This is a genomic window from Daejeonella sp. (assembly GCF_030695525.1).
Lineage (GTDB): Bacteria > Bacteroidota > Bacteroidia > Sphingobacteriales > Sphingobacteriaceae > Daejeonella.
This window is the reverse complement of sequence record NZ_JAUYSS010000059.1, coordinates 1-25,561: the sequence shown is the minus strand read 5'-3', so window position 1 is coordinate 25,561 and position 25,561 is coordinate 1. Positions and strand designations below refer to the sequence as shown.

Here is a 25,561-nt window from a genome sequence, read left to right as displayed (position 1 = left end):
AATATAATCTCCTGTATTTTAAAAATTGAACACTTTCAAAATAATCATCGGACTGATTCAAAAAGTAATTTTTTGGTTTCTTGCTATTTCATTAGTATGGGTACTTATCTACCGGTTCATCAACCCGCCAATTACTTATCTCATGCTGCAACGTGCTGTTGAACGCAAGTTTGAGGGTAAAGAATTAAGAATTGATAAATCATGGTTAAGGATAGAAGATATCTCAGATAATCTGAAGAAAGCAGCCATTGCAGGGGAAGATGTGAATTTTTTGAATCACAGAGGTTTTGATTTTAAGGCTATGGAGACTGCATTTGAAAAGAATCAAAAAGGTAAAAAAGTCAGAGGAGGGAGTACAATCAGTCAGCAGACAGCAAAAAATGTATTTCTCTGGCCGGGAAGATCCTATATCCGTAAAGCTTTTGAAGCTTATTTTACCGTTCTTATCGAGCTGTTATGGGGTAAAGAGCGTATTCTCGAGGTTTATCTGAATGTGATCGAAATGGGGGATGGTATCTACGGTGCTGAAGCTGCTGTTCAGAATTACTGGGGCAAATCAGCAAACAGCATGAGCAAGTCGCAGGCAGCGCTCCTGGTTGCGGTATTACCCAATCCTTTACGCTGGAATCCTACAAGGCCAACAAGATTTGTTTATTATAAACAAGGCCTGATCTTAAGGAATATGAGGGCTTTGAAGAAACTGCCTTTTTGATGAGATAAGAGTTAACAGGATTGGGGTACCAATTCAATTTAACTTGTCTTGGTTCTTGGTTCTTGATTCTTGGTTCTTGGCTCTTGATCAAAACGAAAATACCTTAGCATGCCAGCTCTCTGCCAATGGAATATTCCATGCAGTTTCCAGCTCTTTTCGCCGACTGATCAGATTATTAAATACCAGAGTCTGACCATCAACAATACCTTTTTTGATCTGCTCTTCAAACTCATCACGGCTGCAAGTGATAATCTCTTCATCCGATCTGTAGGCCATTCTGAAACGGTCGAACAGATTGATGTTAAATTTTGATTCTATTTCTTTCATCAGATGAACGGACTTATCAATGCTGCATCCGGTAGCACCGGCAATTTGCTCATCAACCGAAAGTACAATAAACTGATTATGATAGATTTCAGCGAGAGCAGCCAGGGCATGTCCGTGTGCCTGCCATTCCCTTGTAAAATCGTTCAATATCTTCTGTATCGCCTGTTCTTCATCCATTGTGAAGCGGCGGTCTGACTGATATATCCAAACCCTGGCATTTTCTGAAATTTTCATATCGTAAAATTACGAATTCATGGTATACCACATACCTTTTTCTTGAAGGTTTACAAAATCCTGATGAAAATAACTATCTGCAGGTATTTGCTCTCAAATGCTGATAGTATTTTCGGGAATCGAATTCAAATAATTAAAAAAATAAAAATATGTCGTTAATTTTAAATAAGTAAAATTAAAGCTCTATAAAAAATCAAAATTATGAAGAAATTATTTTTTTTGCTCGTACTCTTAATACTGAGTGGCTATGGTTTCGCACAGGATAAAGATTCAGTGGAAAGCAGGAATGTAAGTATAGATTCCGGGAACAGCCTGGTGAAGCTGAACCTCCTTTCATTACCATTACGAAATTTTTCTCTGGCCTATGAGCATAAGATCGGCAGGAAAGTAACTGCCGGATTAGGGTTGCGCATTATGCCCAAGGGAGGACTACCAATGCGATCTTCAATTTCAAATTTAATTGATGATCCGGATACTGACAGACAACTGGATAATTTCAAAACTGGCAATGTGGCTTTTACACCTGAGATCCGGTTCTATATGGGAAAACAGGCGATGAGAGGTTTTTATCTTGCTCCATTTGCCCGTATCAGTAGCTATACCGCAGAAATGCCATTTGAATTTGATGTGAATGGTGTGACTCAAACAATGCCTTTAAGTGGAAAACTGAACACCTTCACCGGAGGTTTATTACTGGGTGCGCAATGGAAGCTTGGAGGAAAAGTTTATCTGGACTGGTGGATGCTTGGCCCGCAGTATGGTTCTTCTAATGGATTGCTTGACGGAAAAAAAGCATTGAATGCTCAGGAGCAACAGGAACTTAGAAACGAACTTCAGGATATAGAAATTCCCTTTGCGGAAACAACAACAACCGTTGATGCCAATGGTGCCAGATTGGACATAAAAGGGCCATGGGCAGGTTTGAGAGCCGGCCTATGTCTTGGAATACGTTTCTAACCCATTTATTAACATGGTAAATGCCGGATTTTAAGAAAAATCCGGCATTTTATTTTTAAAACCAGAACATTTCCTAAATCAAAATATGAATTTCAACTTCATGTAGCATACCATCATCCTGAAGGAGGAATTTATTTCCATTTCCTTGCTCATTATCCATTTTCCACCAAGATCCTTCAATATTTTTCTCCTGAAATACTGTGATATTATAGGTGCTGGTTTTGAATCGGTAGTTGATTGTAACTGAAGGCCAGTCCTCAGGATAGCAAGGTGTGAATTTAAGATGGTCTACCATTAATTCCATACCCAACAAAGAGCCGATAATAAATTGATTCATCCAGCCTGCAGAACCAGTGTACCAGGTCCATCCACCACGGCCCTGATGGGTTTCATTGGCGTAAACATCGGCAGCCATCACATAAGGTTCAACTTTGTAAATCTGAACATCTTCCTGTATAAGAGCATGATTTACAGGTTGTATCATACTAAAGAGCTCATAACTTGTCTTCCTGTCGCCAAGAGCTGCAAAGGCCATTAAGGTCCAGATGGCTGCATGGGAATATTGCCCTCCATTTTCCCTTACCCCTGGTACATATCCCTTTATATAACCCGGATTCAAATCAGATTTATCAAAGGGGGGATCAAGAAGCTGGATTATTTTCATATCTCTTTTAACCAGATATTTATTTAAAGAATTCATGGCTTGATTTCTTCTTTCTTCCGGAGCAGCTTTAGTCAGAACAGACCAACTTTGGGAGATAGCATCAATACTGCATTCTTCATTTATTTTTGATCCAAGAGGTGTTCCATCATCGAACCAGGCGCGTTTATACCATTCACCGTCCCAGGCAGATTTTTCAATATTGGATTGTAATAGGATAGCCTCATTTTTACAGGTTGTCGCAAATTCAGGATCTCCATATTCAATAGCTACTTTCTCGAAATTGGAAAGAACATCATAAAAGAAAAATGCCAGCCAAACGCTTTCTCCTTTGCCTTCATTTCCAACCTGATCCATGCCGTCATTCCAGTCGCCGGACCCCATTAAAGGCAAGCCATGTTTTCCAAAACGGAGACTATGTTTTATAGTGAGACAACAATGGTGATACAGATCAGCAATTAAACTTCCACTCATCGGTAAATCAAACAGGGAGTCTTCTCCTTTATCCAGAAGCCTGGATTCTAAAAACCCGACTTGCTCTTTCAGGATATCAACATCACCAGTAGCATTCAAATATCTATAAACGGCAAATGGCAGCCACAAGAGATCGTCGGAACATGTTGTACGTACACCTCTTCCTTCAGGGGGATGCCACCAATGCTGAACATCTCCTTCTTTAAACTGCCTGGAAGCATTTAAAAGTATTTGTTTCCTGGCAAATTCAGGTTTATTGTGTAATAGGGATAAAACATCCTGAATCTGGTCTCTAAAACCAAAGGCTCCCCCTGATTGATAGAATCCACTGCGGGCAAATATTCGGGATGCGATGGTTTGATAGGTTAACCATCCATTGGCCAAAAGATCTAATGCTTTATCGGGGGTTTGAACCTGAACTGTACTTACTATTTCATTCCAGTATTCATTTATCTGGTCAAAAGAATGATTAATTGAATTCAGATCTGAAAATTTCTGAGTGAGCATAATTGCGTTGTCCGTGTCTTCGGCACTGCCAATCAGGAAAACAATCTCTCTTTCTTCTCCTGCCAGCAAATTAAATTTTCCCTGCAAACCGGCGCAGGTGTCATGTCCGGCACCAATTTTCCCTCTAAGATCCTGACGGTGTAAAGTCTGGGGATTGGAAAGATTTCTGTTCCTGCCAATAAACTTCGACCGGTCGGTGGTATAACTATACTTACCCGCACCAATAATTTTAAAAAATGCCACTCGGTTGGCAAAGGCATCATTGTACCTGTTTCGAAAGAATAAGGCACCGTTCTGCACGTCATGGTCTGAAAGAATGTGCATATTGGTTTTGGAGCGGACATCGCCTAAAATGATTTCCAGGTAGCCTGTAGAGGAGAGTTTTCGTATTCTCTCTGTTTTATTTTTTAGTGTAAGCACTACAAACTTAACAGGTGCCTCCTTGTCAACAAACACCTTCATTTTGGAATATATGCCGTTTTCTATATGTTCATAACTGGTATATCCGAATCCATGTGTTGTGATATAATTACTTTCACCTTTTGCAGGATATGGCGCCGGCGACCAAAATAGTCCGCTTTCTTCATCGCGCAGGTAAAAAGCTTCACCGCTGGTATCGGTTACCGGATCATTATGCCAGGGAGTTATGCGGTATTCATGTGCATTCACCGCCCAGGTATACGCTGCGCCACTTTCAGAAACCACTGTTCCGATAATAGGATTTGCAATGACATTCACCCAGGGTGCAGGGGTGGTTCCTTTTTTATCAATTAATATCTTATATTCTTTTCCATCTGCAGTAAAGCCTCCTGTTCCATTGAAAAATTTAAGATCCGGAGGCATCACCAGATTTTCAGGACTTATTTTTATGGGAGCCTGTGGTTTAACTTCCAATAATGGGGATGAGCCTATTTCCCTGTAGTGTCCTGATAATTGCTCTGATAAGGAACCGTTATTATCGGTAATAATTATTTTCGCAACACTTTCAAATAAGATGCGGTCCTCTGCAGATATTTGATCAGTTGATTTTACAAAAATTCTTCCGGGAATATGTGCAGTTAAAATGTTTACTGCTGAAATCATTCCTAAAATCTGGTCCTGTAATTCATGCCGGTAAGAACCATGATCCTCATTCCATATCATTAGATCTACGGTCAATCCCTTTAATTGCCAATAACTATGTGCCTTAATCATTTGGGTTACTAAATCCAGATTTCCCAGGTCAAAAATTTGTAGCAGTACAATAGGCAGGTCGCCAGAGACAGAATGGCTCCAAAGTCCCGACTGGCCTCTGTAATTGCTTTTGATTACTGTGTCATTGGCACGAAAGGCCGGGTTTGAATAAATAACCGAGGAGGCTAATTTCCCAAATATTTGTGCATCTGCTTCTGTCGCGTTAATCTGCCTTAATAAAACCTGACTATGTGTCCATGAAAGATCCAGTGCCCGTTTTTTAAGATTCTTATCCCTATATTTATGCATAAGGGCTTCACTTTCTTTACGACTATTACAAATGCCGTAGATAAGGTCGACGGTAGCCGTGCTATAAGGCTTAATGGTGATACGGAATTTGGTGGCCATTACAGGATCCAAAACAGCTCCCTGATTACCGGCTAATCTGCCGGCATCCAGCGCCTTCGGGTTGGCTAATGTTCTTCCTCTTCCAATAAATTGCATGCGATCTGTTTCGTAGGATACGTCCTCCACTTGTGCACCATAAGCGTCCATTAAATGGAATAAGTGAGGGGGCATTTCATCTTTAGACCTGGCCCTTCTTGTGCTGAATATTGCATTGTATTCTGGCTGTATCTCTGTTTGAACAAATAAGTTACTGAATGCCGGATGCGATTCATCAGAGGCCTGCGTAGCCAGGACAATCTCTGTATAACTGGTAATTTCCAGAACCTTTGAGGATTGGGAACGGTTTGTAATCTTGATTTTCCTTATTTCTACATTATCTTCAGGAGATACCACAATTAGTGTTTTAGTTTCAAAACCGAAGTCCTGCCTGTGAAATTCGATTGTACCCTGTGAAAATATAACTCCATAATTTGTGGCAGGCTGAAGAGTAGGATGGTAGGTATTAGACCAAAAATTCCCGGTATTGACATCTTTTATATAGCAAAAGATTCCATAATTATCTTTTATAACATCTTCCCTCCATCTGGTTACTGATAAATTTTTCCAGCGGCTGAATCCTCCCCCAGAATTGGTTACCATTACCTGATAACTTCCATTACAAAGTAATTGTATTTCTGGTATGGGAGTATTTGGCGTATTGATAATTCTTAATTGTGATTCTCCTGCAGTTCTTTGTATATCAGTAGCTTTTGCCGTGTGTGCATAAAAAATTGATTTCTTTGGAATTCGCTCCTGCAGTAGTAGCAGGGTCGCCTGAAAGCGCAACTCCTTAGCAAATCGATTTTGCATAGGCTTGTTTAATAAAACATAGGCAAAGGATAATAATCCCATTCCCTGATGGTGGGCCATATAGGAATTGATGATTACGTAGTCCTGGCCACGAGGTACTCGTGATTTGGTATAATCAATGGCTTCAAATAAGCCATATTCACCTTCAAAACCTTCTTCGGATAAATGTATTAAATTCGTTACTGCTTTTTTGGGAGCAATCATTAAAGCAAGCATGGAAGCGTATGGTGCTATGACCAGGTCTTCCTCTAATCCACGCTTTAATCCTAATCCGGGCACGCCGAAAGCCTGATATTGATAATTCAGACTGGTATCCACATTATTATAGCCAGATTCTGAAATGCCCCAGGGAACATCACGCTGTTTTGCATATTCTATCTGCCGTTTTACCATTGCAATATTGGTCGCATGCAATAGGGTATTTTCATAGGTGGGCATTACTAATTGTGGCATCAGATATTCAAACATTGATCCGCTCCACGACAGTAGGACAGGCCCGTCTTTCGAATCGGTGAGTAAACGGCCTAATGAGAACCAGCTTTCCTGGGGTAACAAGCCCTGTGCAATGCCCACAAAAATACCCATTCTTGCTTCAGAAGCAAGCATATCATAGTAGCTGTCATCTCTTCTTAATTCATCAACATTATAGCCTATTGAAAGAAGACAAGTATCTTTATTCATCAGAAAATCATAGTCTACAATGCTCAATTGCTCAAGTTGTTCGGCTAATTCTTCGAACCAGGTGAGTTTTTCAGGAATAAAATCTAATCCGGTTTTTAAAGTAGTTTCTAATTTTACCAGCCAGTTAGTTTCATCTTCAAGACTTGTTTCTCTCTTGTATTGATCAATCCTCTGTAGCAAACCATTATTTGTTTCCTGAATGGAGAGAAGAGAATGATTAAAATCGAGTTCTGATAAACCGGCAAAAGACTCAGGAATGGGTAACATACTAAGCCATGGAATTTCCTGATACAATTCTTCCCGTGTACTTTCGATTTGATTTTTTAATTTTAACAGCCATTTACTGGCTACCGTATTTTCATCAATACCGGTTATTTTGTCGCTGAGTGTCTTTAGAGTATCTAAATTTCTTTTTATTACAGACAAGGAATTGCCTTTTTCAAGAATAGCATTATCCAGTAAATTCTTTATCTTTTCGATGTTTCCATCCTTCAATAAATCCTGTATTATTCCGGTTGTAGATCGAAGTCCTTTATAGCTTTCAGTATTGAATATTGGAGTAGAATTAAGCGCTAAGATGCCTTGCCGTAAAATTAGCAGATGTCCCAGCAGATTACCGCTATCTACTGATGATACATATGCCGGTACCAGAATGGATAAGTCACGGGTATCATACCAGTTGTAAAAATGGCCCTTGTAACGTTCCATTTTATGTAATGTTTTGAGCGTGTTATTGCATCTCAAAACCATTTCAGACATGGTAATATACCCAAAATCATATGCAGTAAGGTTAGCCAGCAAAGAAAGGCCAATATTGGTAGGTGATGTACGGTGTGCGATCACCGGATCAGGCTCTTGTTGATAGTTGTCGGGCGGAAGCCAGTTTTCTCCTTCATTCACAAATTGTTCAAAAAAGCCCCATTTTTTTCTGGCCAGCTTGTGAAGAAATAACTCTTCTGTCTGGTTAAGCTCGGGTACTTCTTCTTTTTCCGGCTGACTTAAACTCCAGGCAATGGAGGGTGAAACAAACCATAACCCAATTATAGGGACAGAAACTAAGAAGGCGGGTGAATTCGTGTATAAGAATAATATAAGACAAAGAAAGGCCAATACCGGGCCAATCCACATTTTTTGGTAAATGAACCAGAGACTGTTTTTTGACAGGCCAGAAGCGCTGGCCGATGGAGTCCACTCCAAAAGCTTCTTACCGCTCACAAGCATTCTCCAATTGGTTCGAATGATTGCATCTGTAAACCGATAGGCTTCGTATGGCAATACTGCTATTCCAAACATAAAGCGCAATAAAACTTCCTTAACAGAATTACTGACTTCGGCAACATGGGCTTTTAAATCTAAATCTTCAGGACGACGGAATAACTGCAAAAATGCTGCTGCCATTACGGGTAATAATATAATAATGGTTACTGCAAGGGTCCAAAACCAGGGTTTGGGTAAAACGGACCACCCCAGGATAAAAATTAATAAAAGCGACAGAGGCAGCAAGCTTCTGCGCAGATTATCTGCTATTTTCCAACGGGATAAAATGGAAAGATGATTTCTTACCATTTTATTATTTTCAGTGTAAATAAAGGGCAATATCCATGTAGCTATTTGCCAATCACCCCTGATCCAGCGATGCTGGCGTTTTATATCTGCTTCATAATTGGAAGGATTGTTTTCATATAATACAACATCGCTTAACAAGCCAGAGCGTGTATAGCAACCTTCTACTAAATCATGGCTAAGGATACGGTTTTCTGGAAAAATTTTGCCCACAACCTTTTCAAAAATATCCAGGTCATAGATGCCCTTCCCTATAAAAGAGCCTTCCTGAAAAATATCCTGATAGACATCAGAGGAGGCCCGGGTATAAGGGTCTATGCCTTTCATATCCCCTTGTAAACGTAAATAAAGAGAAGTTTTACCTCTGGGAAAGTCTGATGCAATTCTCGGCTGCAAAATCCCATATCCTTGTACTACGCGTTTTTTTCTTTCATCATATACTGCATGGTTTAAGGGATGCGCCATAGTGGCTATTAATTTCCATGCTGCATCTCTTGGAAGTTGGGTGTCTGAGTCAAGTGAGATTATATATTTTATATTTTTCAGATCTCTATATTCTCCTACAATCTGGCTAAATTCATTTCTGCCTTCATTTCTTAACAGCGTATTTAAAGCAGAGAGTTTTCCTCTTTTTCGCTCATATCCCATCCATTTATCTTCATTCGGGTTCCATTTTCTCGGACGATGAAATAGATAAAAAATATCCGGATGTCCGGCTTTATTGTATTTCTCATTTAACTGTTGAATTCTTTCACTCACCAGGTTGAGAAAGGAACGATCATCCGGCATTGTTTCTGAGTCTGCATCCGTAAAATCTGTCAGTAGACTGAAGTATAGATTTTTTTCCCGGTTAGCTAAAAAACGAATTTCGAGCGCTTCGACACTCTCTTCAATTTCATTTTTGCTTGAAAGCATTGAGGGAATAGTTACCAGAGTGGGGTATTCATCGGGAATCCCTTTTGAAAAGTCTAGCCGGGGTAAAATTTTAGGACTAAGCCATATAGTTGCAAGCCAGTTGGTAAAGGAAATAGCCAAATGAGCAGCACCAGCAATACATAACAAAGCTATCAGTATCAGAAATTGCCAGCTGAAATCTCCATAGAGCCAGGCAACCAGAAACATACCGAAAGCGATGACTAGTGTAAGAATAGAAATTGAAGTAAGATAGATAAAAGTTGGCCTTTTTTCCATGAAATCTGTCAGACTTTGCCTTGCATTAAAGCGCATCTGAGCAGCTTCTTTTAATTGATCAAAGCCATTATCTATCAGGTAATATCCTACATGTTTTTGTCTTTCAGCTAATCCGGGTCTTTTTGTTAATTCTATTGTTTTTTTTGCAATTTCTGTTTCAGAAAGCTGACTGCCTGCTGCAATAGTTTCAATCACATGCCTGTACCTGTCACGTGTAGCAAAGTCCATTTGAGGATAAATACTTGTATTATCACTCCGAAATGTTTGCTCAACTATACTTGAGGACTCCACAAATTTGCGCCAATCAGCTGAGCCGATGAATCGCATTGTACCGATACTGTTTTTAACAGATACCTGATCAGCAGCCTGTTTTTGGTTTTCATGCCAAACCAGATCATTAACGGATATTCCCTGCCGCGATAATTGTTGTTCCAACCAGCTTAGGGGTAAAGCAAATGCCGGGCCTTTTCCCTGGAGTTTTCGGGTGAATCCGGCTACAAACGGACTATTTAAAACAGGCTTGGATCTGGCCATATCAGAAATGGTCAAAACCATATCTGCAGGGTCTTTCCTCACTGTTTCGATCATTTGCTCGCTCCAGTAATCTGCCAGGTTATTGTCAATCCTGTCAAGTGCTATTTTTTCAGCAATCCTTCTTAGATTTTCAATAACAGCAAGTTTTAACATAATTGGGATTGCCCATAACTCCCCCAGTGTTAGAATTTTTTCTGATTGATAAGCCGATACAAAACCCTTTAATTCTTTTAGGTCAATGAGGCCATCGCTATGTGCAATTATTTCAAGAGCGATATCATATACTCTGGGAATACCTTCAGAGTTAACATTGGTCAGATAGGGCAGGCCTTCACTGTATTTTTTAGGCAGGTGTTTTTTAGCAGTAACAATTTGTTCTTCAATTAAATAGAAGTTATCCAGAAGCCATTCTGCAGCAGGTGTTATTGCCTGTCCGGATTGAATACCTTCAACGAGTAGATTTCGTACCTCCACCAGAGTCTCTTCATTATCATCCAATCTTTTTAAAAGCTTGTCAGTCCGTTTGCCTTTTAAAATTTTATGAGACCGCGCCACTATAGTAGCATGGGCTTTCATTTGATCGAAATTGTATAATTCTGAGCGTATAGGATCTGTTGGAGTAGAATTCAAAGAGAAATTACCCGTTTGAAAATATTCACGCATGCGGGATAGCATTTCAAAAACGCTAGTACTTTTAACCTTCATCTCAATTGTATTTTAAACTGAACCGGATTATTAGTTTGAAAGTATACCTCATAATTCGAAAAATTTAAAAATGTAAATCTTAATTGGACTGGATGTAAGTGAAAGTCTAATTGTGAGTCATATAGCCCTTTAGAGAGTCACAATGTCACAATTTATGTAAATTTTTCAGTTTACTTGTATTTTGCCTTAATTTGTTTAAATAAGTGTAATCCAGTGATTATATCCCGGATAACTCTTATAATTGATTTTTGTTAAAAATTTGACAATACTTATTAATTTAAGGCTGAATTTGTTTCTGATTCATGTATACTGGGTTTAAAAGTGGTTTAAAGAAGCTTTGTCCTTCCCTTATTCTTACAGGATGGCTCCTGGTTTTTATCAGTGCGACAGCAGGGACAGAGGAAGAATTGCATCAACTCGCTCTGCGTACTCAGCTTAAGCTAAACACACTTCATAATGCTGAGTCAGGATTTTTAAAGATCAGGCAATTTGAGCTGCTTTTGAACGATGAAGGTTTCCTGAGATACCGACGAACCTATGTTAACGGTAAACAGGAATATTATTCTTTCAATCTGATGCGAATCAGTGCCATTAATTACCTGGGGAATAACTTATCCGGAGAATTGTCCATTCAAACTCATGAAGATGATGTGATCGTTCAAACATTTAATGACCGTAATGGGAATGTCGATTCGATGGCTACATACTTTCGGCTTCCAGTGAGCATCCTTGAAGCCGAAGATATGGTAGCTCTTCATAATGACCTGCTTGAAATGAAGCGGCTCTTAGATAGAAATAAGTAGGTATAGATTGGTTAACGTTAATTAATATCAAAGGTGCTTTGCTGTTTAAATTAGCTTTTTTATTGTATCCAAAACTTAAAGTCCGTTTGCCCTTGCAGTAATTTCGGCAATATCAAGCACTTTTACTTCCTCCTCTTTATTATAGTTTTTTACCCCATCACTCAGCATAGTCATACAAAAGGGGCAGGAGGATGCTACTATATTCGGCTTCAGTGCCAATGCCTCGTCGATTCTTTCAATATTAATATCCTTTTTTCCTTTTTCAGGTTCTTTAAACATTTGGGCACCCCCGGCACCGCAGCAGAGGCCGTTTGATTTGCAACGCTTCATTTCTACCAGATCGGCATCCAGAATTTCAAGAGCCTTCCGGGGTGCCTCATATACATTATTGGCGCGGCCTAGGTAGCAGGGGTCGTGGAAGGTGATTTTTTTTCCTTTGAATGATTCTCCTCCTTCGGCTTTCAATTTACCTTCATCAATCAGTTGCTGTATGAGCTGCGAGTGATGGATCACCTCATAATTGCCGCCCAAACCCGGGTATTCATTTCTTAAGGTATTAAAGCAGTGTGGACATCCGGTTACAATTTTTTTTATATCGTATCCATTCAATACCTGAATATTGCTCATTGCCTGCATCTGAAAAAGGAATTCATTTCCCGCCCGTTTTGCGGGATCCCCGGTGCAGCTTTCTTCCGTACCAAGTACCGCAAATTTAATCCCCACATGCTGCAATATCTTGCAGATATCACGCGTGATCTTCTGCGCCCTTTCATCAAAGCTGCCTGCACATCCAACCCAGAATAAAATCTCCGGACTTTCACCTTTTGCAGCCATTCCGGCCATTGTTGGAACTGTTAATTTTTCCATATGTACTAATTTGTCAATTATTCGATTATTTGATTTGTCAATTATTCGATTTGTCTATTTGTCAATTGCAGCCTGACTGATTTGTCAATTATTTGATTTGTCTATTTGTCAATGGTATTAGGTGATAAATTGAAATTTGTTGTAAAAAATTAAGCCTTATCAATTTGAAATCAGCATATTCTACTAAAAGCCAATCAATTGACAAATCATCAAATTGCCGAATCGACAAATTGCCTAATCGTTTTCCGCCCAATTCATTCTATCCACCGCTGCATATTTCCACGGTGCACCGTTATTCTCTACATTCGAGAGCATAGTATTGATACTTGCAGGAGCTTGCGACTCTTCCATCACCGCAAATCTTCTCAATTCTACGATAATGGAAAGTGGGTCAATATCTACCGGACAGGCTTCAGTGCAGGCATTACAGGTGGTGCAGGCCCATATTTCTTCTCTTGAAATATAAGAATCCAGTAAGGATTTTCCATCCTGATGATCCTTGCCGTGCTTATCTATGTTTTTTCCAATTTCCTCCATCCTGTCACGGGTATCCATCATGATCTTACGCGGAGAAAGCAGCTTTCCTGTAATATTCGCCGGGCATACCGAGGTACACCTTCCGCATTCGGTGCAGGTATACGCATCCATTAAATTTTTCCAGCTCAGGTCGCCAATATCTTTAGCACCGAAACGTCCACCTTCAGGTACTGGCTCAGGGGTATATGTGGGATCAAGCATCGCTTTAACCTCATTACTCACACTTGCCATATTAGTTAATTCGCCCTTAGGTTCCAGATTTGAATAATAGGTATTTGGGAAAGCCAGAACGATATGTAAATGCTTGGAATAGGGCAGGTAGTTCAGAAATGCAAATATCCCAATGATATGGAACCACCAGCAGGATCGTTCAATGGCAATCAATGCTGTTTCGGAGTCGGGCAGGAGCGGAATAAGAAAACTGCTGACAGGAAAGGATCCCGCACTTAGATAATTTGAAGCCCCTAATTGCTGAAGTTTATAATCAGCCGCATTCATCGTTAAAAATGCACTCATTAATAAAACCTCCACGATCAAAATAATGTTGGCATCAGAACGGGGCCATTTGCTCATTTCTATGCCGCTAAAACGTTTTACATGAACAATATTTCTTCGTGCAAAGAATACGATGACTCCAATCAGTACTAATGCTGCCAACACTTCGAAAGAGGCAATTAAAACATTGTATAGTCCGCCTAATGGGGCTGCAAAAATGCGATGCGTTCCAAAGATTCCGTCAATAATGATTTCGAGTACCTCTAGATTAATTATTATAAAGCCGATGTAGACAAACAGGTGAAGGACAAAAGCTACCGGACGTTTAGCCATTTTTGACTGACCGAAAGCGACTTTTAGCATAATTGCCAATCGCTCGGATGGTCGGTCTGAACGATCAAGAGGTCTTCCTAAATTAATATTCCGGATGATCTTGCGCACATTCAGGCTGAAAAGTGCGATAGCTGCTGCTGCAATAATCAGAAAAAGGATTTGTAGAACCATATTGTTTAGGTTAATAGGTAAAAATAAACATTATCCTTTAAATCAATTACTATGCAAGCATAATATTTTATTTTTATTTGCTCATTTTTTAGCTTTTAACTTTCTGCTTTTAGCTTTCTGCTTTTATAATGGGTATGGCCCCCAAAAATTAAAGTTTATTAAACCAGGTTCGACATAAAATATTGCCTAATTACTATTTGCATTGAAGATTTTATTTTAGAAAGCAGGGTTTGTGCCTCTTCGGTCCTGCCAGTCCCGTGTTCTGCCCTAGTTTTTTGCAACAGATTTAATAGATATAATGAAATTCGATAAGCAAAAAAGCTAGAGCTTCCACCCGGGTTTATTCCCAATGGCAAATGGTCCTTTTGCCGGGCTGCCGTCCCAATGAAAAACAGCACCGGGTAAAATAAACCTTGCCGGAGGATGTAGCTTCCGGCTATTTCCCTGTGGTAGGTGTTATCACCGACCAATGATGTGATTGTGCTTGGTATGGTGATAACACCGACCAGAGGGGAACGCGATTTCTTGGCGGATAACACCGGAGGAAAGGGCTGAACTAGCCTATAACAGACAGGCATTGATTTTCAAAATCAAATTAATTAGCTCCAGAGAATATATGAATAATTATATGCCTATCTATTAACCTTCCTAACATCGAACTCAGGAAAATAGTATTTCAGATGAAGCTTATTATTCTAATTCCACCAATATGTGAACTTCAGCACCAAAGCACGATTCCGGATGGCAAAAGGAGATGGGTAATAATTGTCGGTAAATACAAGGAAAAGATCACTTGCAGGCTTATACCTCCACTGAAGGCGGGTATTCACATTCAGGTTTTTCTGCTGGTTATTGTACTGTATGAAGGTGGTAAAAAACAGTTTATTACTGAAGGTAACATCAGTCCTCGGACCAACAAGCCACAAATTGCTTGTTCCCCAGGGTTGAGCTAATACAATATGATTATAGCTCGTACTCATGGCTATATTGACATAGGGCTGAAAGCGGTAGCCAAGATCTGCCGTTAGATTCAAACGGGTTCCGTCAGCAAAATAGCCACCATATTGTCCGGAAAAGGAGTAGGTATATAGTTTCTGTGGCTTGGAGAAGTAATTTGCTCCCCAGGTATTCCATAAATGTTCGGTTCCGGTACTTAAATTGCCTTTTCCTGTATTTAATGGGTCAAATGGTCTGAGCAGGCGGATAAAATTATCAGAAGTCCAGACCTCAAAAGTGCTCTGGTTCCGGTGTGTGAATTTATAGTTGAATGAGGTTTCATTATCAGTCTGACTGAAAGATTTGTTGAAATAGCGTGTGGAGCTCAAAATCGGTCCATGGTTCAATATATTACCCCCCTTCGGGAAGAACAAATAACTCAGTTTCGGATTCAGTTTAATGTAATTGATGCGGGGTACATAACCAACTTCTGCGGTATAATTTTCGCCCACATATTCATGCTGCCAGCTCAGGAGCCATTTTTTGCTACTGTATTGCAGATTGGCGGCATGCACCAGATCATCACTGTTTTTAACAGGTCCGAATGACTTGACAAACATGGATTTTCCTGTCCAGAGATTATTGGTTGAAGCCAGATTGTATTCCAGTCCGATATTCCGGTTAAAGGCATTAAAGACTGGTTTCCCGGGATGCTGTGCCGGATCATAATTAAGGGATTGTTTGTTTACAAACATGAAGCGGATATTGGAGCGCGAGAATACCCTTCGCTGCAGGGCAAGAACCGCGAAATTCTGAGCGGGTAGGCCAGTGTCATCCATACTCTTGGTCTGCATATCCATTGCTCCGATACGCCATTTCTTATTCAGGCTTCCGCTAAGGCGTGCTCCAAATTCAATGGGTACACCTAATCCGATTCTTCGTGAAAAGAATGGCCTGATTGTAGAGTAGCCGAAATTGGCAAAGAGATCTGCATTTTCGAGAAAGAATTGCCGCCGTTCGGGGAAGAATAGTTCGAACCGATCAAGGTTTGTGACCTGTTTATCCACTTCAATCTGTGAGAAATCCGGGTTTACTGTCAGGTCCAGGTTCAGTGAGGAGGTGATTCCGACCTTAGCATCTGCACCTATATCCCTTTTAAATTTAGTACTTGTATTGTTCTCATAATCCCTGGTGAATCCACCTAATACATAAGGGATTACAGAAATATTGGTCCCGGCATCAGGTGGTGGATTATCCCAGATCAGATTTCCGGTATAGGCGAGTGAGGCCACATTAAACTGTCTTGGAATTTTCGCCCAGGCCGATTTTTCAGGTACTTTGATGTCCAGTCTGCTGAAATTAATTCCCCAGGTTTGTATACCTTTTTTATACCGGATTGATTTAAAGGGAATAGCGGCCTCAAAAACCCATCGGTCGGAATAATGTTTCACTTCCGAATACCATTTATTGTCCCAGCTGAGGTCATAGCCGTTACTATTGAATATAAGCCCGTCCCATTGTGCACCTGCGGCATTCACGCCAAAGGTAAAGCCATTGGTTTGGTCGTCGAAGGGATCCACAATAAGCAGAAAATTATCGTTTTTGGTATAGGCAAAATCCCTCCTAAGCGATTCAACAGCATAATCTGTATTCGGCCTGGGTTCATAGCATATGGCAGATATATACAGGTTATTCTGATCATAAGTCATGCGGACGGTAGTTTTGAGATTTGCAAAGCTGGTATCCATCGGACTAACCATGAAAAAGTTAACAGCCGAATCGCTTACATTCCAGGCTTCTTCATCAATGAGACCGTCGATTATTATAGGAAGTTTGGTTTCAGTAATGTGAAGTTTGTAGGCGCTGTTTATTTTTTGAGAATAAAGTCGGGTGCCGGAAAGAACACAAAGTATAAACAGGAATAAATATCTCACAGAAAAAAAGTAATACTCTGAAATTCCTCAGAGAATGGGTCTAAATTAAAAAAAAGAGTGGAAATCTATTGATAAAATAATCGGATAAACCAATGATTTAATATCAATTAATGAATGATTTCAGAGACATGTTTTCTAATATTTTCGCCTATTTTGTCGATAGGTAAATCGTCAGGGTCAGTCCCAAATGGGTCTTCAATAGATTCGGCGATCAATTCAAGGGAAGCCATTACATAAAAGATAAAGGGAACGGCTGCGATGACGAAATAGCCCATTGAGAATACAAAACCCACCGGAAGTGTAAGTACATAGATGAATATAAATTTCTTAATAAAGGAGCTGTAAGACATTGGTATAGGTGTATTCTTGATACGCTCGCATGCCCCGCATACATCGGTCAGGGCATTCATTTCAGTGTTGATCACGATCAGCTGATCACCGCTGATGACCCTGTCCTGATACAGATTATTGCTGCGGCTAAAGATCATCGAGGCGACCTGATTGGGGCCATGTTTTTGCACATCCAGGGATTCAAATTCCGGATGCTCCACCTCATCCAGCATGAACCGGGTTCTGTTGGAGCGAAGATGATCGAATAAGGTATCGGCAAATAATGGGATTGCTTTTTTGTAGAAACTGCGGTTCACGCGATCATCAGGTTTAAGAATTGCGTTCATCTTTATGGCCAGCATCCGGCTTACATTGGTCAGTGTTCCCCATTGTTTGCGAGCTTCCCACCAGCGGTCATATGCCGTGTTGGTGCGGAATACGAGCAGGATAGACATCACAAAGCCTAAAAGGTTATGGACAATGGTGATATTTTTAACCCAGATAACATCCGAGAGATTGATGTATTCAAGCTCGAGATAAGCAATTCCTGCTGAATACAGCGCCAGAACAATTATTAGAGGAAATAGCTTTCGTGCTGTATCAGATTTATGAAGATAAAAGGTGGAGTAGAACCAGTCTTTCGGATTATAAACGATCATGAGGCAAAATAAGGAAATGAAATGGGAATGAGCAAATTAGTAAATGAGCAAATTAGCAAATGGAATGGATTTGTCGATTAGTTGATTTGTCGATTTGTCAATGCGCTAAAGATTTACGAAATCACCTGGGCGAGCGGAAAGAAGATTTCGTCTTCGTGATTGGGGAAGAAATTAGCAAATTAGCAAATAAGTGAATGGGGAGTAGGGAATTGAAATCTGAAGCCACTATTAAAAATCAACCATATACCGTTATCTCGACGAGCGAAACTGATTTTTTAATTAAGGAGAATCTTGCACGAGGAGAGATCTGTTTCAATTGACACTCAATAGCTATCGGGTTGATAATTTAAAATGAACTGGGAATTTTCTAACCAACTAACCAACCAACCAACTAACCAACCTAAATTATTCATAAAAATCCTGCAAATTTGCTGGAGGGGGGTAAATAATGAAATTATGAAAGTTCCGTTTGCAGATCTTAAAAAGGAGTTTAAACGAGTCTTACTCAGCCTGTCATTTACTGAGGAGAAAGCCGAATTATGTGCCGATATTTTTGCGGGAAATAGCAGAGATGGGGTGTATTCCCATGGTTTAAACCGTTTTTCTGCTTTTGTGAACGCAGTAAAAGAAGGGGAAGTTGATATACATGCGGAGCCTGGATTTGTTGAATCCTATGGTATGATTGAGATATGGGATGGCAATTCGGGTGCAGGGATGTACAATGCAACAAAGGCGATGAACAGGACAATTGATCTCGCTAAAAGCAATGGAATTGGCTGCCTTGCGATGCGAAACACCAATCATTGGATGCGTGGTGGAACCTATGGCTGGCAGGCTGCTGATGCAGGCTGTATCGGAATTTGCTTTACAAATACGATGGCCAATATGCCACCCTGGGGAGGCAAAGAACCCCGATTGGGAAACAATCCTTTAATTATTGCAGTTCCCCGTACTGAGGGTCATATTGTATTGGATATGGCGATGACCCAATTCTCCTATGGTAAATTACAGCAAAGCAGATTTAATAATGAGGAAATGGAGGTTTTCGCTGGCTATGATATGGAAGGAAATTTAACTAAAAATCCTTTAGCAATAATAAAATCCAGAAGAGCCTTGCCCATAGGCTATTGGAAAGGATCAGGTTTGGCATTTGTTCTGGATGTTTTGCTCACAGCGATTAGTGGGGGAAAGTCTACCGCCGCCATTAATTCCACGGTTAAAGAATCAGGGGTATCTCAGTTTTTCCTCTGTTTGCACAAGAGTGATTACAATCAAATGCTTATTGAAGAGATCATCCGGTATACAAAATCAAGTTCTCCGGCAGAACCCGGAGGAAGTATTTATTATCCAGGGGAAAATACGCTGGCAACGCGCCGATTTAATGAAAAGCATGGTATTCCGGTGGAAGAGAGGATTTGGGAAGAGCTTTTGAAAATGTAAAAAAGCGCTCGCAGAGACGCAGAGACGCGAAATATGTCATATAAAAAGGTCTGTAGCACTTTGCGCTTTAGAAAGGTTAAAATCTGAAAATCTTAAGGATAAAGGAGGAAATCTACCCCAAAGCAACATCCAGCAGCATCATTAATGCAAATCCAATCATCACCCCAATGCTTGAGAGGTCAGTCTCGCCACCGGTTTGTGATTCCGGAATCAATTCTTCTACAACTACAAAAATCATTGCACCGGCAGCAAAGGATAAAGCATAAGGAAGTAAGGGGGTAATGGTAACCACCAGGTAAGCACCAAGTACACCTGCCAGAGGCTCTACCATTCCTGATAATTGTCCGTAGAAAAATGCTTTTCTCCTTGACAAACCTTCCCGTCGTAATGGAACTGAAACTGCAGTACCTTCAGGAAAGTTCTGTAAGCCAATGCCAATAGCCAGAACAACAGCGCCCGTAAGTACACCCAAATCCGGATTATGGGTTAAGGCTCCAAAGGCCACTCCAATGGCCAATCCTTCGGGGATATTGTGCAGGGTAATAGCCAGAACTAATAAAATACTCCTGTCCCATGTGGTTTTAATTCCTTCCGACTTATCAATGGGCAATCTGGAATGTAAGTGTGGTAATATTTTATCAATCAGCAGAATAAATGCGCCTCCTGCTAAAAAGCCGGTAACAGCGGGTAGCCAGGGGTATTGAGAATCCTTTTCCATTTCAATCGCAGGAGCCAGGAGCGACCAGTAACTGGCAGCAATCATCACCCCGGCAGCGAAACCCAGCATTAAATTCAGAACTCTTCTGTTTATTGTTTTGAAGAAAAAGACTAATGAGGCTCCTAATGCAGTTACGCCCCAGGTAAAAAGCGTGGCCATGAAGGCTAAAAATATGGGGTTATACTCAAGTAACCAGCTGATATTCATTTGTAATGCTACAAAATAATATTGTGAAAATATTAAAATAATGCGGTGGTTTAAAAACTAAAATTGAAGTCCTGGGTATCCTGTTCTAATTTTAAGCATAGGCTTCAGGGGTAGTAGTGAATTAGCAAATTTGAAAATTAGAAAATGAGCAAATTGGAATCCTGCTTTACATTATTAAATATTTCTATTAGCAGAATTGATGGTTATTAAAGGGTGTTTTTCATTCACCGTAATCTCGATAAGCGAAAAGGATTTTCAGTTTAAAGGATTTTTTATCGCGAGGAGAGATCTGTTTAATTGAGAATTGAGAATGGAGAATGGAGAGTTGATTGAAAAAATTAGAGTTTAGAATTTAGGCAAATCCTTGTGTCGTTGGTTCGCCCCGAGTGCTATCGGGACCAGCTGGTACTGCTAAATATCAAAGGACTGTAATTAACATATCATTGTAAACTGATGCTCAGTCTTTTACAGTTTATTGTGCCCGATCCTGAAAACAATCATTAAATCCTGAATATATACCCAAATAGAAATTTTCAAATATTATTTTCTTAAACGAAAAAAGACAAACATTTGCTTCCCGAACAAAACGGGTATGGTCTGGTACCATAGCTCTTTGGTAGAGCAAAGGACTGAAAATCCTTGTGTCGCTGGTTCGCCCCGATTGCTATCGGGACCAGATGAAAAGACAAAAGATCTACACAAAGTATTTAGCTTAACGTTTTAAACTGATATTCAGACAATTGTAGCTATTCAATTCAGATCATCCAAATAAATGCTTAACACTAGAAATTAAACCTTTTAGAAATTTTCAAATATTATTTTCTTAAACGAAAAAAGACACTACATTTGCAGTCCCGAACAAAACGGGTATGGTCTGGTACCATAGCTCAGTTGGTAGAGCAAAGGACTGAAAATCCTTGTGTCGCTGGTTCGATTCCAGCTGGTACCACCAAGAAAGCCTCGTACTTAGTTGTATGGGGCTTTTTTGATTATTAGGGTACAAATTAGGGTACACAAAACCTATTTACTACAAATCTTCGTTCATTAATGTCTGTAGTGAGCCCTATATATCCTTTTGTATGGATAACTCTCTGAGCGTTAAATCATATCAACCTTAAATAATATAAAGTTAATAGCTATAACAGGAAGCCATCAATCAGATTTATCCTTTCTATTTTTTTTAAAATTACCCCTAAATTTTTTTATTGACATTTTAGGCTCTCTCGCATTTTCCAATCAAACTACCCCCCTCAAAATTTGAAAGTATGTACCCCCCCGTACAGAAAAACAATTATTATTAACCCCATTTAAAATCATTATCATGGTAACAGTAGCATCTTACGCAGTAAGAGAAACAAAAGAAGGTAGATCATTTATCTGTCTGGAATTACAAGGAGGTTTGGAAATTGTCCAAAGCAATCAGACAGGCAAGTTTTATGCAACCACCAAGCGTTGCAGCCTCCCCTGCACATTTAATGAAGACACAGCTAAATTATTAGTTGGTACACAGATGCAGGGAGAAATTGTGAAACGGGAAACGGAGCCTTATGAATTCACCAATAAAACCACAGGTGAGACTATGATGCTTGATTACACTTATGAGTACCAGGGCTCTGTTAGTACTGGTGTTCTTGGAGACATGAAGTTGGTGGAACGACAAACAGTCTAGCCCCAGATTGTGTAAAAAGGGTGTGCTTAAGAGCTGCCCTTTTAAACCTACCAGATTTAAAGCTTAAACCTTATGGATTTTAATAGAAAGATCAGATTTTATGATGAAAATACTCTGATAGTTGTAACTAGTAAAGGATTATTGAGACTCCTAAGAACACCTTTTCAGGTTAGGTGTATTCTACCCACTGAGAATCTAAAGATCAATACACTTGTGTATGTGGAGGCAGTAGCAGAAGGTAAAGAAGATAAAATATTATATAGAATATTAGGGGTGTGGGTTTCTTATAAATCGTTTTCCCTAATAATCAAATAGCTCTTTTAAAGATATGTTAAAGGTTTTAGCTAAGACAGCTAGCGTACCTAGAGTAATATTGACCTCTCCACGTTCTATGTTTCCTATTTGGTTTTTAGATATACCTGCTTGCAATGAAAGCTTCTCCTGAGAAAATCCTCTTTCTTTTCTCAGCTTGCGTAAGTTATTACCAAACTCTTTAAGGACTAAAGGATCTCTGTTGTTTATCACACAGCTAAATTCACTGTATCATAAATCTCATACCACCCAATATATTGGGTATTTATTTATATTTAACATCTAAGTTTAATCTCAAATGCCGTCAACATGAAAAAATTAATTACACGATTAATTATAATTTCAATATCTCTATTTTTTTATTCCTGTAAAGACAAAAAGGAGATCCATTTAGAAGGATTCTTGGGAATTCCAGTAGGTGTACAGCTGAAATCTTTAGAAACTTATATTGACAGTCTAAAAAAGAATAAAACATTAGTTCCCGATAAGAATGGCAATTTGTATCACACAAGAATTATGGTGGATAATTTTAATCAAAACTATTACTACTTTTTCCCTGTATATGAGCAACAAAATGGATTTGTTACTTCTGTGACTGTTTTTTTATCAACAGACTTGGATAATCCCCCATTCTTTAAGCCTGCCGAGATTACCAATTGGTATAATATGTATTACTTTTTTTATAAGGATTATGAGTTTAAAGTTCACGATATGCCATTTGGTATTAAGGATACATTACATGTAGTTGATTATGAGTATCCATCAGGATTTCGTGTTGAAACCAAAATTAAAACAATGTTGGGAAATTTATACGGTGAGCCTATAAGGTTGGACACAGTTCAGAATAGTACCATATTGGGTGAATATGAAAGAATCAGTAAAATATGGACAACACCTCAAGGATTAGATATTAGCTTTGACGTAGAACAAAATACATCAATGAGGAGCTATAATTATGCTCAACAAAAGTATAAGGTGATAACAGACAAATTGCAACGTGATTGTAGTATGAGCATAAGATATTCCCTCAATGAGGAATTACGGAACAAATTGCCGAAAAAGAAAGTATTCTAATCTACCCATCCGCTGTCTTTACTTACTATCCGAGAGCGGTTATAAGGCATTCGTCTTCAATCATTCCCTCCATAATCACTCCAGGTCACTTCGTTCAACCTGGCATGATTCTAGGCTCATTCAATCATCCTCATAGAACCTTCCCTTGTATTATCAGGAAAACCCTGAAAATCCAAACGGTTCTCTAGTTTTGCGGGCCTGCTTGTCATTCAGGCTGCAGCCTGTCACAACTTATTGTTCCTCAACACTGTCCCTAACAACAATAACTTTTTCAGGCTTTGTCTTCTACGAAGATATCCCGGCATCGTCATGCTGACTCCTCTGCCGTGACCTTTCATTCCGCCCGCAACGGCCCGAAATTTAACCTCCTTCAAACCAATAAACATGAAAAAAACTATTAACAACCTGAATCAGGTTACTGAATTGAAACTGGTTTACAATCTGAATTATAGAATCTCAGATAGACCTCAGATTAACACATCAATTGAAGTATATAATATTCTGAAAGAAAATTGGAATTTTGAAATTATTGAGTTTCTTGAAGAATTTAAGATCATTCTACTTAATCGAGCAAACAGAATTTTAGGTATTATGCCAATCTCAGTTGGTGGAACGGCAGGTACAATAGCAGACCCTAAAGTTATTTTCGTTTCAGCACTCAAATGTAATGCTGCAAGTATTATCTTGGTTCATAATCATCCATCAGGTAATCTAAAGCCCAGCCAGGCAGATATAGAGCTTACAAGGAAATTAAAAGTAGCAGGACAGTTCCTAGACTTACCAGTAATTGAACATATTATCCTGACGAAGGATGGTTACCTAAGTTTTGCGGATGAAGGAATGATGTAAAAAAATAACACTGAAAAATTAAAAGGCTGGATTATAAAGGACAACTCATTTGCAGATTTCTCAAAAAGTAACTAAGTCTAATATTATTGCTTGTCTAGCAGGGTGAAATGCTTTGTCCTTAAGGCTTCAACTTATCAGAATTATTGAATTTCCCTATGCTTATGCCTATTGGATCAATAATTCTGCCAAGCTTCGTATCTTCTGAATGGAAAAAATATCACTGGATCACTCTGCGAGTTTTACTCCAGTGACCTTTGTTCAGTCGCATTCGGTCGCAACTATGAAAGCCAATTGCTTCATCCGTATTTCGCTCAATATTTTTGATTTGTTTTAGGATACCTCGTTGATAATGAAGATATTTAAGTGAATGCAATAAAATTGCCATAATAATTACTATTTCATGAACTTATGGTAGTCTTGTCTGCATTATATACAATTAGTTTGATTTTATTTAACATAAAATGCTCAATCTTCAAAACATAATTGAAACTAAGAATCGACTATTACATTACGATCCAACGACATTTCATAATGTAGATAATAGCTTTGTGAATTTCGTTAACAGGATCGAAGTTGATGAATTTAGAAGCATTCTCAACTTAAAATTATCCTTTGACCACCCAATTACAGTTCTAACAGGTACAAATAAGATTGGAAAGACGAGCTTGCTTTTGCTACTAGCTTGTAGCCACTATGACTTTATGCGAAATGATTCTACAAAACCTGAAACAATTTTGAGACGTCATACATGGAGAGATGTTATGCCATTTACGAATCATGAGAATACAAACCGAGAGTATACTTATAAACTGTTTTGGAGAATTGGTAATTCAAATAGGGATGGAATTGCTAAAAGAAATCCTGCAACACAAGCTTGGACAGGTGTAGGTAAGGCAAGTTCAGACTTAACGCGTATAAATGCACAGATACGAAACAGACAGGTTCGTTTTATTGATTTAGAAAGGCTAGGGCCTGCAAGAAACACTTCAAACAGTTTAATGAGGAAAATAGGGCTGGCTCAAGCAGAGAGAGTAAATGAAGATGTTGAAAGAGCATTTGCCTATATTTTCGACTATCCGAATGTTGAAATTTCAACTATTGGCTCGCATATTGGAAAAAACGGAGTAAACTGACCACCTAAACCGGAGTAAACTGACCACCTTCCCCGGTTGAAATTGACCACCCCATCCCGGAGCAAATTGACCAGGGTAAACCGGAGCAAATTGACCACCCCAGAAGATAGATAGTTCG

The 25,561-nt window shown here is 39.3% G+C and carries 16 protein-coding genes and 1 tRNA gene; 9 read left to right on the top strand and 8 right to left on the bottom strand.

The features are described 5' to 3' along the window. The first annotated feature begins 25 nt into the window (after positions 1-25). The gene (gene mtgA, locus Q8S11_RS14015; protein ID WP_305662744.1) at positions 26-712 is read left to right on the top strand and encodes a monofunctional biosynthetic peptidoglycan transglycosylase; all 687 of its coding nucleotides are present in this window, start codon (positions 26-28) and stop codon (positions 710-712) included. Between the two features lie 87 nt (positions 713-799). Here mtgA and Q8S11_RS14010 read toward each other — a convergent pair whose 3' ends face one another. Continuing rightward, entirely contained in the window at positions 800-1,273 is a 474-nt protein-coding gene (locus Q8S11_RS14010) for an ABC transporter ATPase (RefSeq protein ID WP_305662743.1), read from the bottom strand. Positions 1,274-1,474: 201 nt separating this feature from the next. Between Q8S11_RS14010 and Q8S11_RS14005 the strand changes: the two genes are divergently transcribed. Beyond that, positions 1,475-2,230 (top strand): DUF3575 domain-containing protein, encoded by a 756-nt coding sequence (locus Q8S11_RS14005; RefSeq protein ID WP_305662742.1) that lies wholly within the window; start codon positions 1,475-1,477, stop codon positions 2,228-2,230. Positions 2,231-2,303: 73 nt separating this feature from the next. Here Q8S11_RS14005 and Q8S11_RS14000 read toward each other — a convergent pair whose 3' ends face one another. Beyond that, entirely contained in the window at positions 2,304-10,976 is an 8,673-nt protein-coding gene (locus Q8S11_RS14000) for a GH36-type glycosyl hydrolase domain-containing protein (RefSeq protein WP_305662741.1), read from the bottom strand. Positions 10,977-11,278: 302 nt separating this feature from the next. Between Q8S11_RS14000 and Q8S11_RS13995 the strand changes: the two genes are divergently transcribed. Continuing rightward, positions 11,279-11,779 (top strand): hypothetical protein, encoded by a 501-nt coding sequence (locus tag Q8S11_RS13995; protein WP_305662740.1) that lies wholly within the window; start codon positions 11,279-11,281, stop codon positions 11,777-11,779. A 75-nt stretch (positions 11,780-11,854) separates the two neighbouring features. Here Q8S11_RS13995 and Q8S11_RS13990 read toward each other — a convergent pair whose 3' ends face one another. The 4 genes from Q8S11_RS13990 to Q8S11_RS13975 form a co-directional block, all read right to left on the bottom strand. Continuing rightward, positions 11,855-12,646 carry a (Fe-S)-binding protein gene (locus Q8S11_RS13990; RefSeq protein WP_305662739.1) on the bottom strand — a complete coding sequence of 264 codons (792 nt, stop codon included), beginning with the start codon at positions 12,644-12,646 and terminating at the stop codon, positions 11,855-11,857. Positions 12,647-12,880: 234 nt separating this feature from the next. Continuing rightward, positions 12,881-14,182: a (Fe-S)-binding protein gene (locus tag Q8S11_RS13985; RefSeq protein ID WP_305662738.1), complete on the bottom strand. Its 1,302-nt coding sequence runs from the start codon at positions 14,180-14,182 to the stop codon at positions 12,881-12,883. 695 nt (positions 14,183-14,877) lie between these two features. Next, on the bottom strand, positions 14,878-17,052 hold the full coding sequence (locus Q8S11_RS13980; RefSeq protein ID WP_305662737.1) for a DUF5916 domain-containing protein: 2,175 nt from the start codon (positions 17,050-17,052) through the stop codon (positions 14,878-14,880). A 107-nt stretch (positions 17,053-17,159) separates the two neighbouring features. Then, complete coding sequence (locus Q8S11_RS13975) at positions 17,160-18,041, bottom strand: bestrophin family protein (protein ID WP_305662736.1); 882 nt, start codon at positions 18,039-18,041, stop codon at positions 17,160-17,162. A gap of 456 nt (positions 18,042-18,497) precedes the next feature. Between Q8S11_RS13975 and yiaK the strand changes: the two genes are divergently transcribed. Then, entirely contained in the window at positions 18,498-19,481 is a 984-nt protein-coding gene (yiaK, locus tag Q8S11_RS13970) for a 3-dehydro-L-gulonate 2-dehydrogenase (RefSeq protein WP_305662735.1), read from the top strand. 112 nt (positions 19,482-19,593) lie between these two features. On the opposite strand, the gene Q8S11_RS13965 is transcribed toward yiaK, so the two are convergent. Then, complete coding sequence (locus Q8S11_RS13965; RefSeq protein WP_305662734.1) at positions 19,594-20,406, bottom strand: ZIP family metal transporter; 813 nt, start codon at positions 20,404-20,406, stop codon at positions 19,594-19,596. An 876-nt stretch (positions 20,407-21,282) separates the two neighbouring features. Between Q8S11_RS13965 and Q8S11_RS13960 the strand changes: the two genes are divergently transcribed. Beyond that, positions 21,283-21,358 (top strand) — tRNA-Phe (locus Q8S11_RS13960). A 369-nt stretch (positions 21,359-21,727) separates the two neighbouring features. Further along, the gene (locus Q8S11_RS13955) at positions 21,728-22,075 is read left to right on the top strand and encodes a hypothetical protein (protein WP_305662733.1); all 348 of its coding nucleotides are present in this window, start codon (positions 21,728-21,730) and stop codon (positions 22,073-22,075) included. A gap of 300 nt (positions 22,076-22,375) precedes the next feature. On the opposite strand, the gene Q8S11_RS13950 is transcribed toward Q8S11_RS13955, so the two are convergent. Beyond that, positions 22,376-22,600, bottom strand: coding sequence for a helix-turn-helix domain-containing protein (locus Q8S11_RS13950; RefSeq protein WP_305662732.1), 225 nt, complete (start codon positions 22,598-22,600; stop codon positions 22,376-22,378). A gap of 96 nt (positions 22,601-22,696) precedes the next feature. On the opposite strand from Q8S11_RS13950, the gene Q8S11_RS13945 reads away from it, so the two are divergent. The 3 genes from Q8S11_RS13945 to Q8S11_RS13935 all read left to right on the top strand — a co-directional run bounded on the left by Q8S11_RS13945 (position 22,697) and on the right by Q8S11_RS13935 (position 25,443). Further along, positions 22,697-23,461 carry a hypothetical protein gene (locus tag Q8S11_RS13945; protein ID WP_305662731.1) on the top strand — a complete coding sequence of 255 codons (765 nt, stop codon included), beginning with the start codon at positions 22,697-22,699 and terminating at the stop codon, positions 23,459-23,461. Between the two features lie 384 nt (positions 23,462-23,845). Then, positions 23,846-24,310, top strand: coding sequence for a RadC family protein (locus tag Q8S11_RS13940; RefSeq protein ID WP_305662730.1), 465 nt, complete (start codon positions 23,846-23,848; stop codon positions 24,308-24,310). Between the two features lie 461 nt (positions 24,311-24,771). Further along, on the top strand, positions 24,772-25,443 hold the full coding sequence (locus Q8S11_RS13935) for an AAA family ATPase (RefSeq protein ID WP_305662729.1): 672 nt from the start codon (positions 24,772-24,774) through the stop codon (positions 25,441-25,443). Positions 25,444-25,561 lie beyond the last annotated feature (118 nt).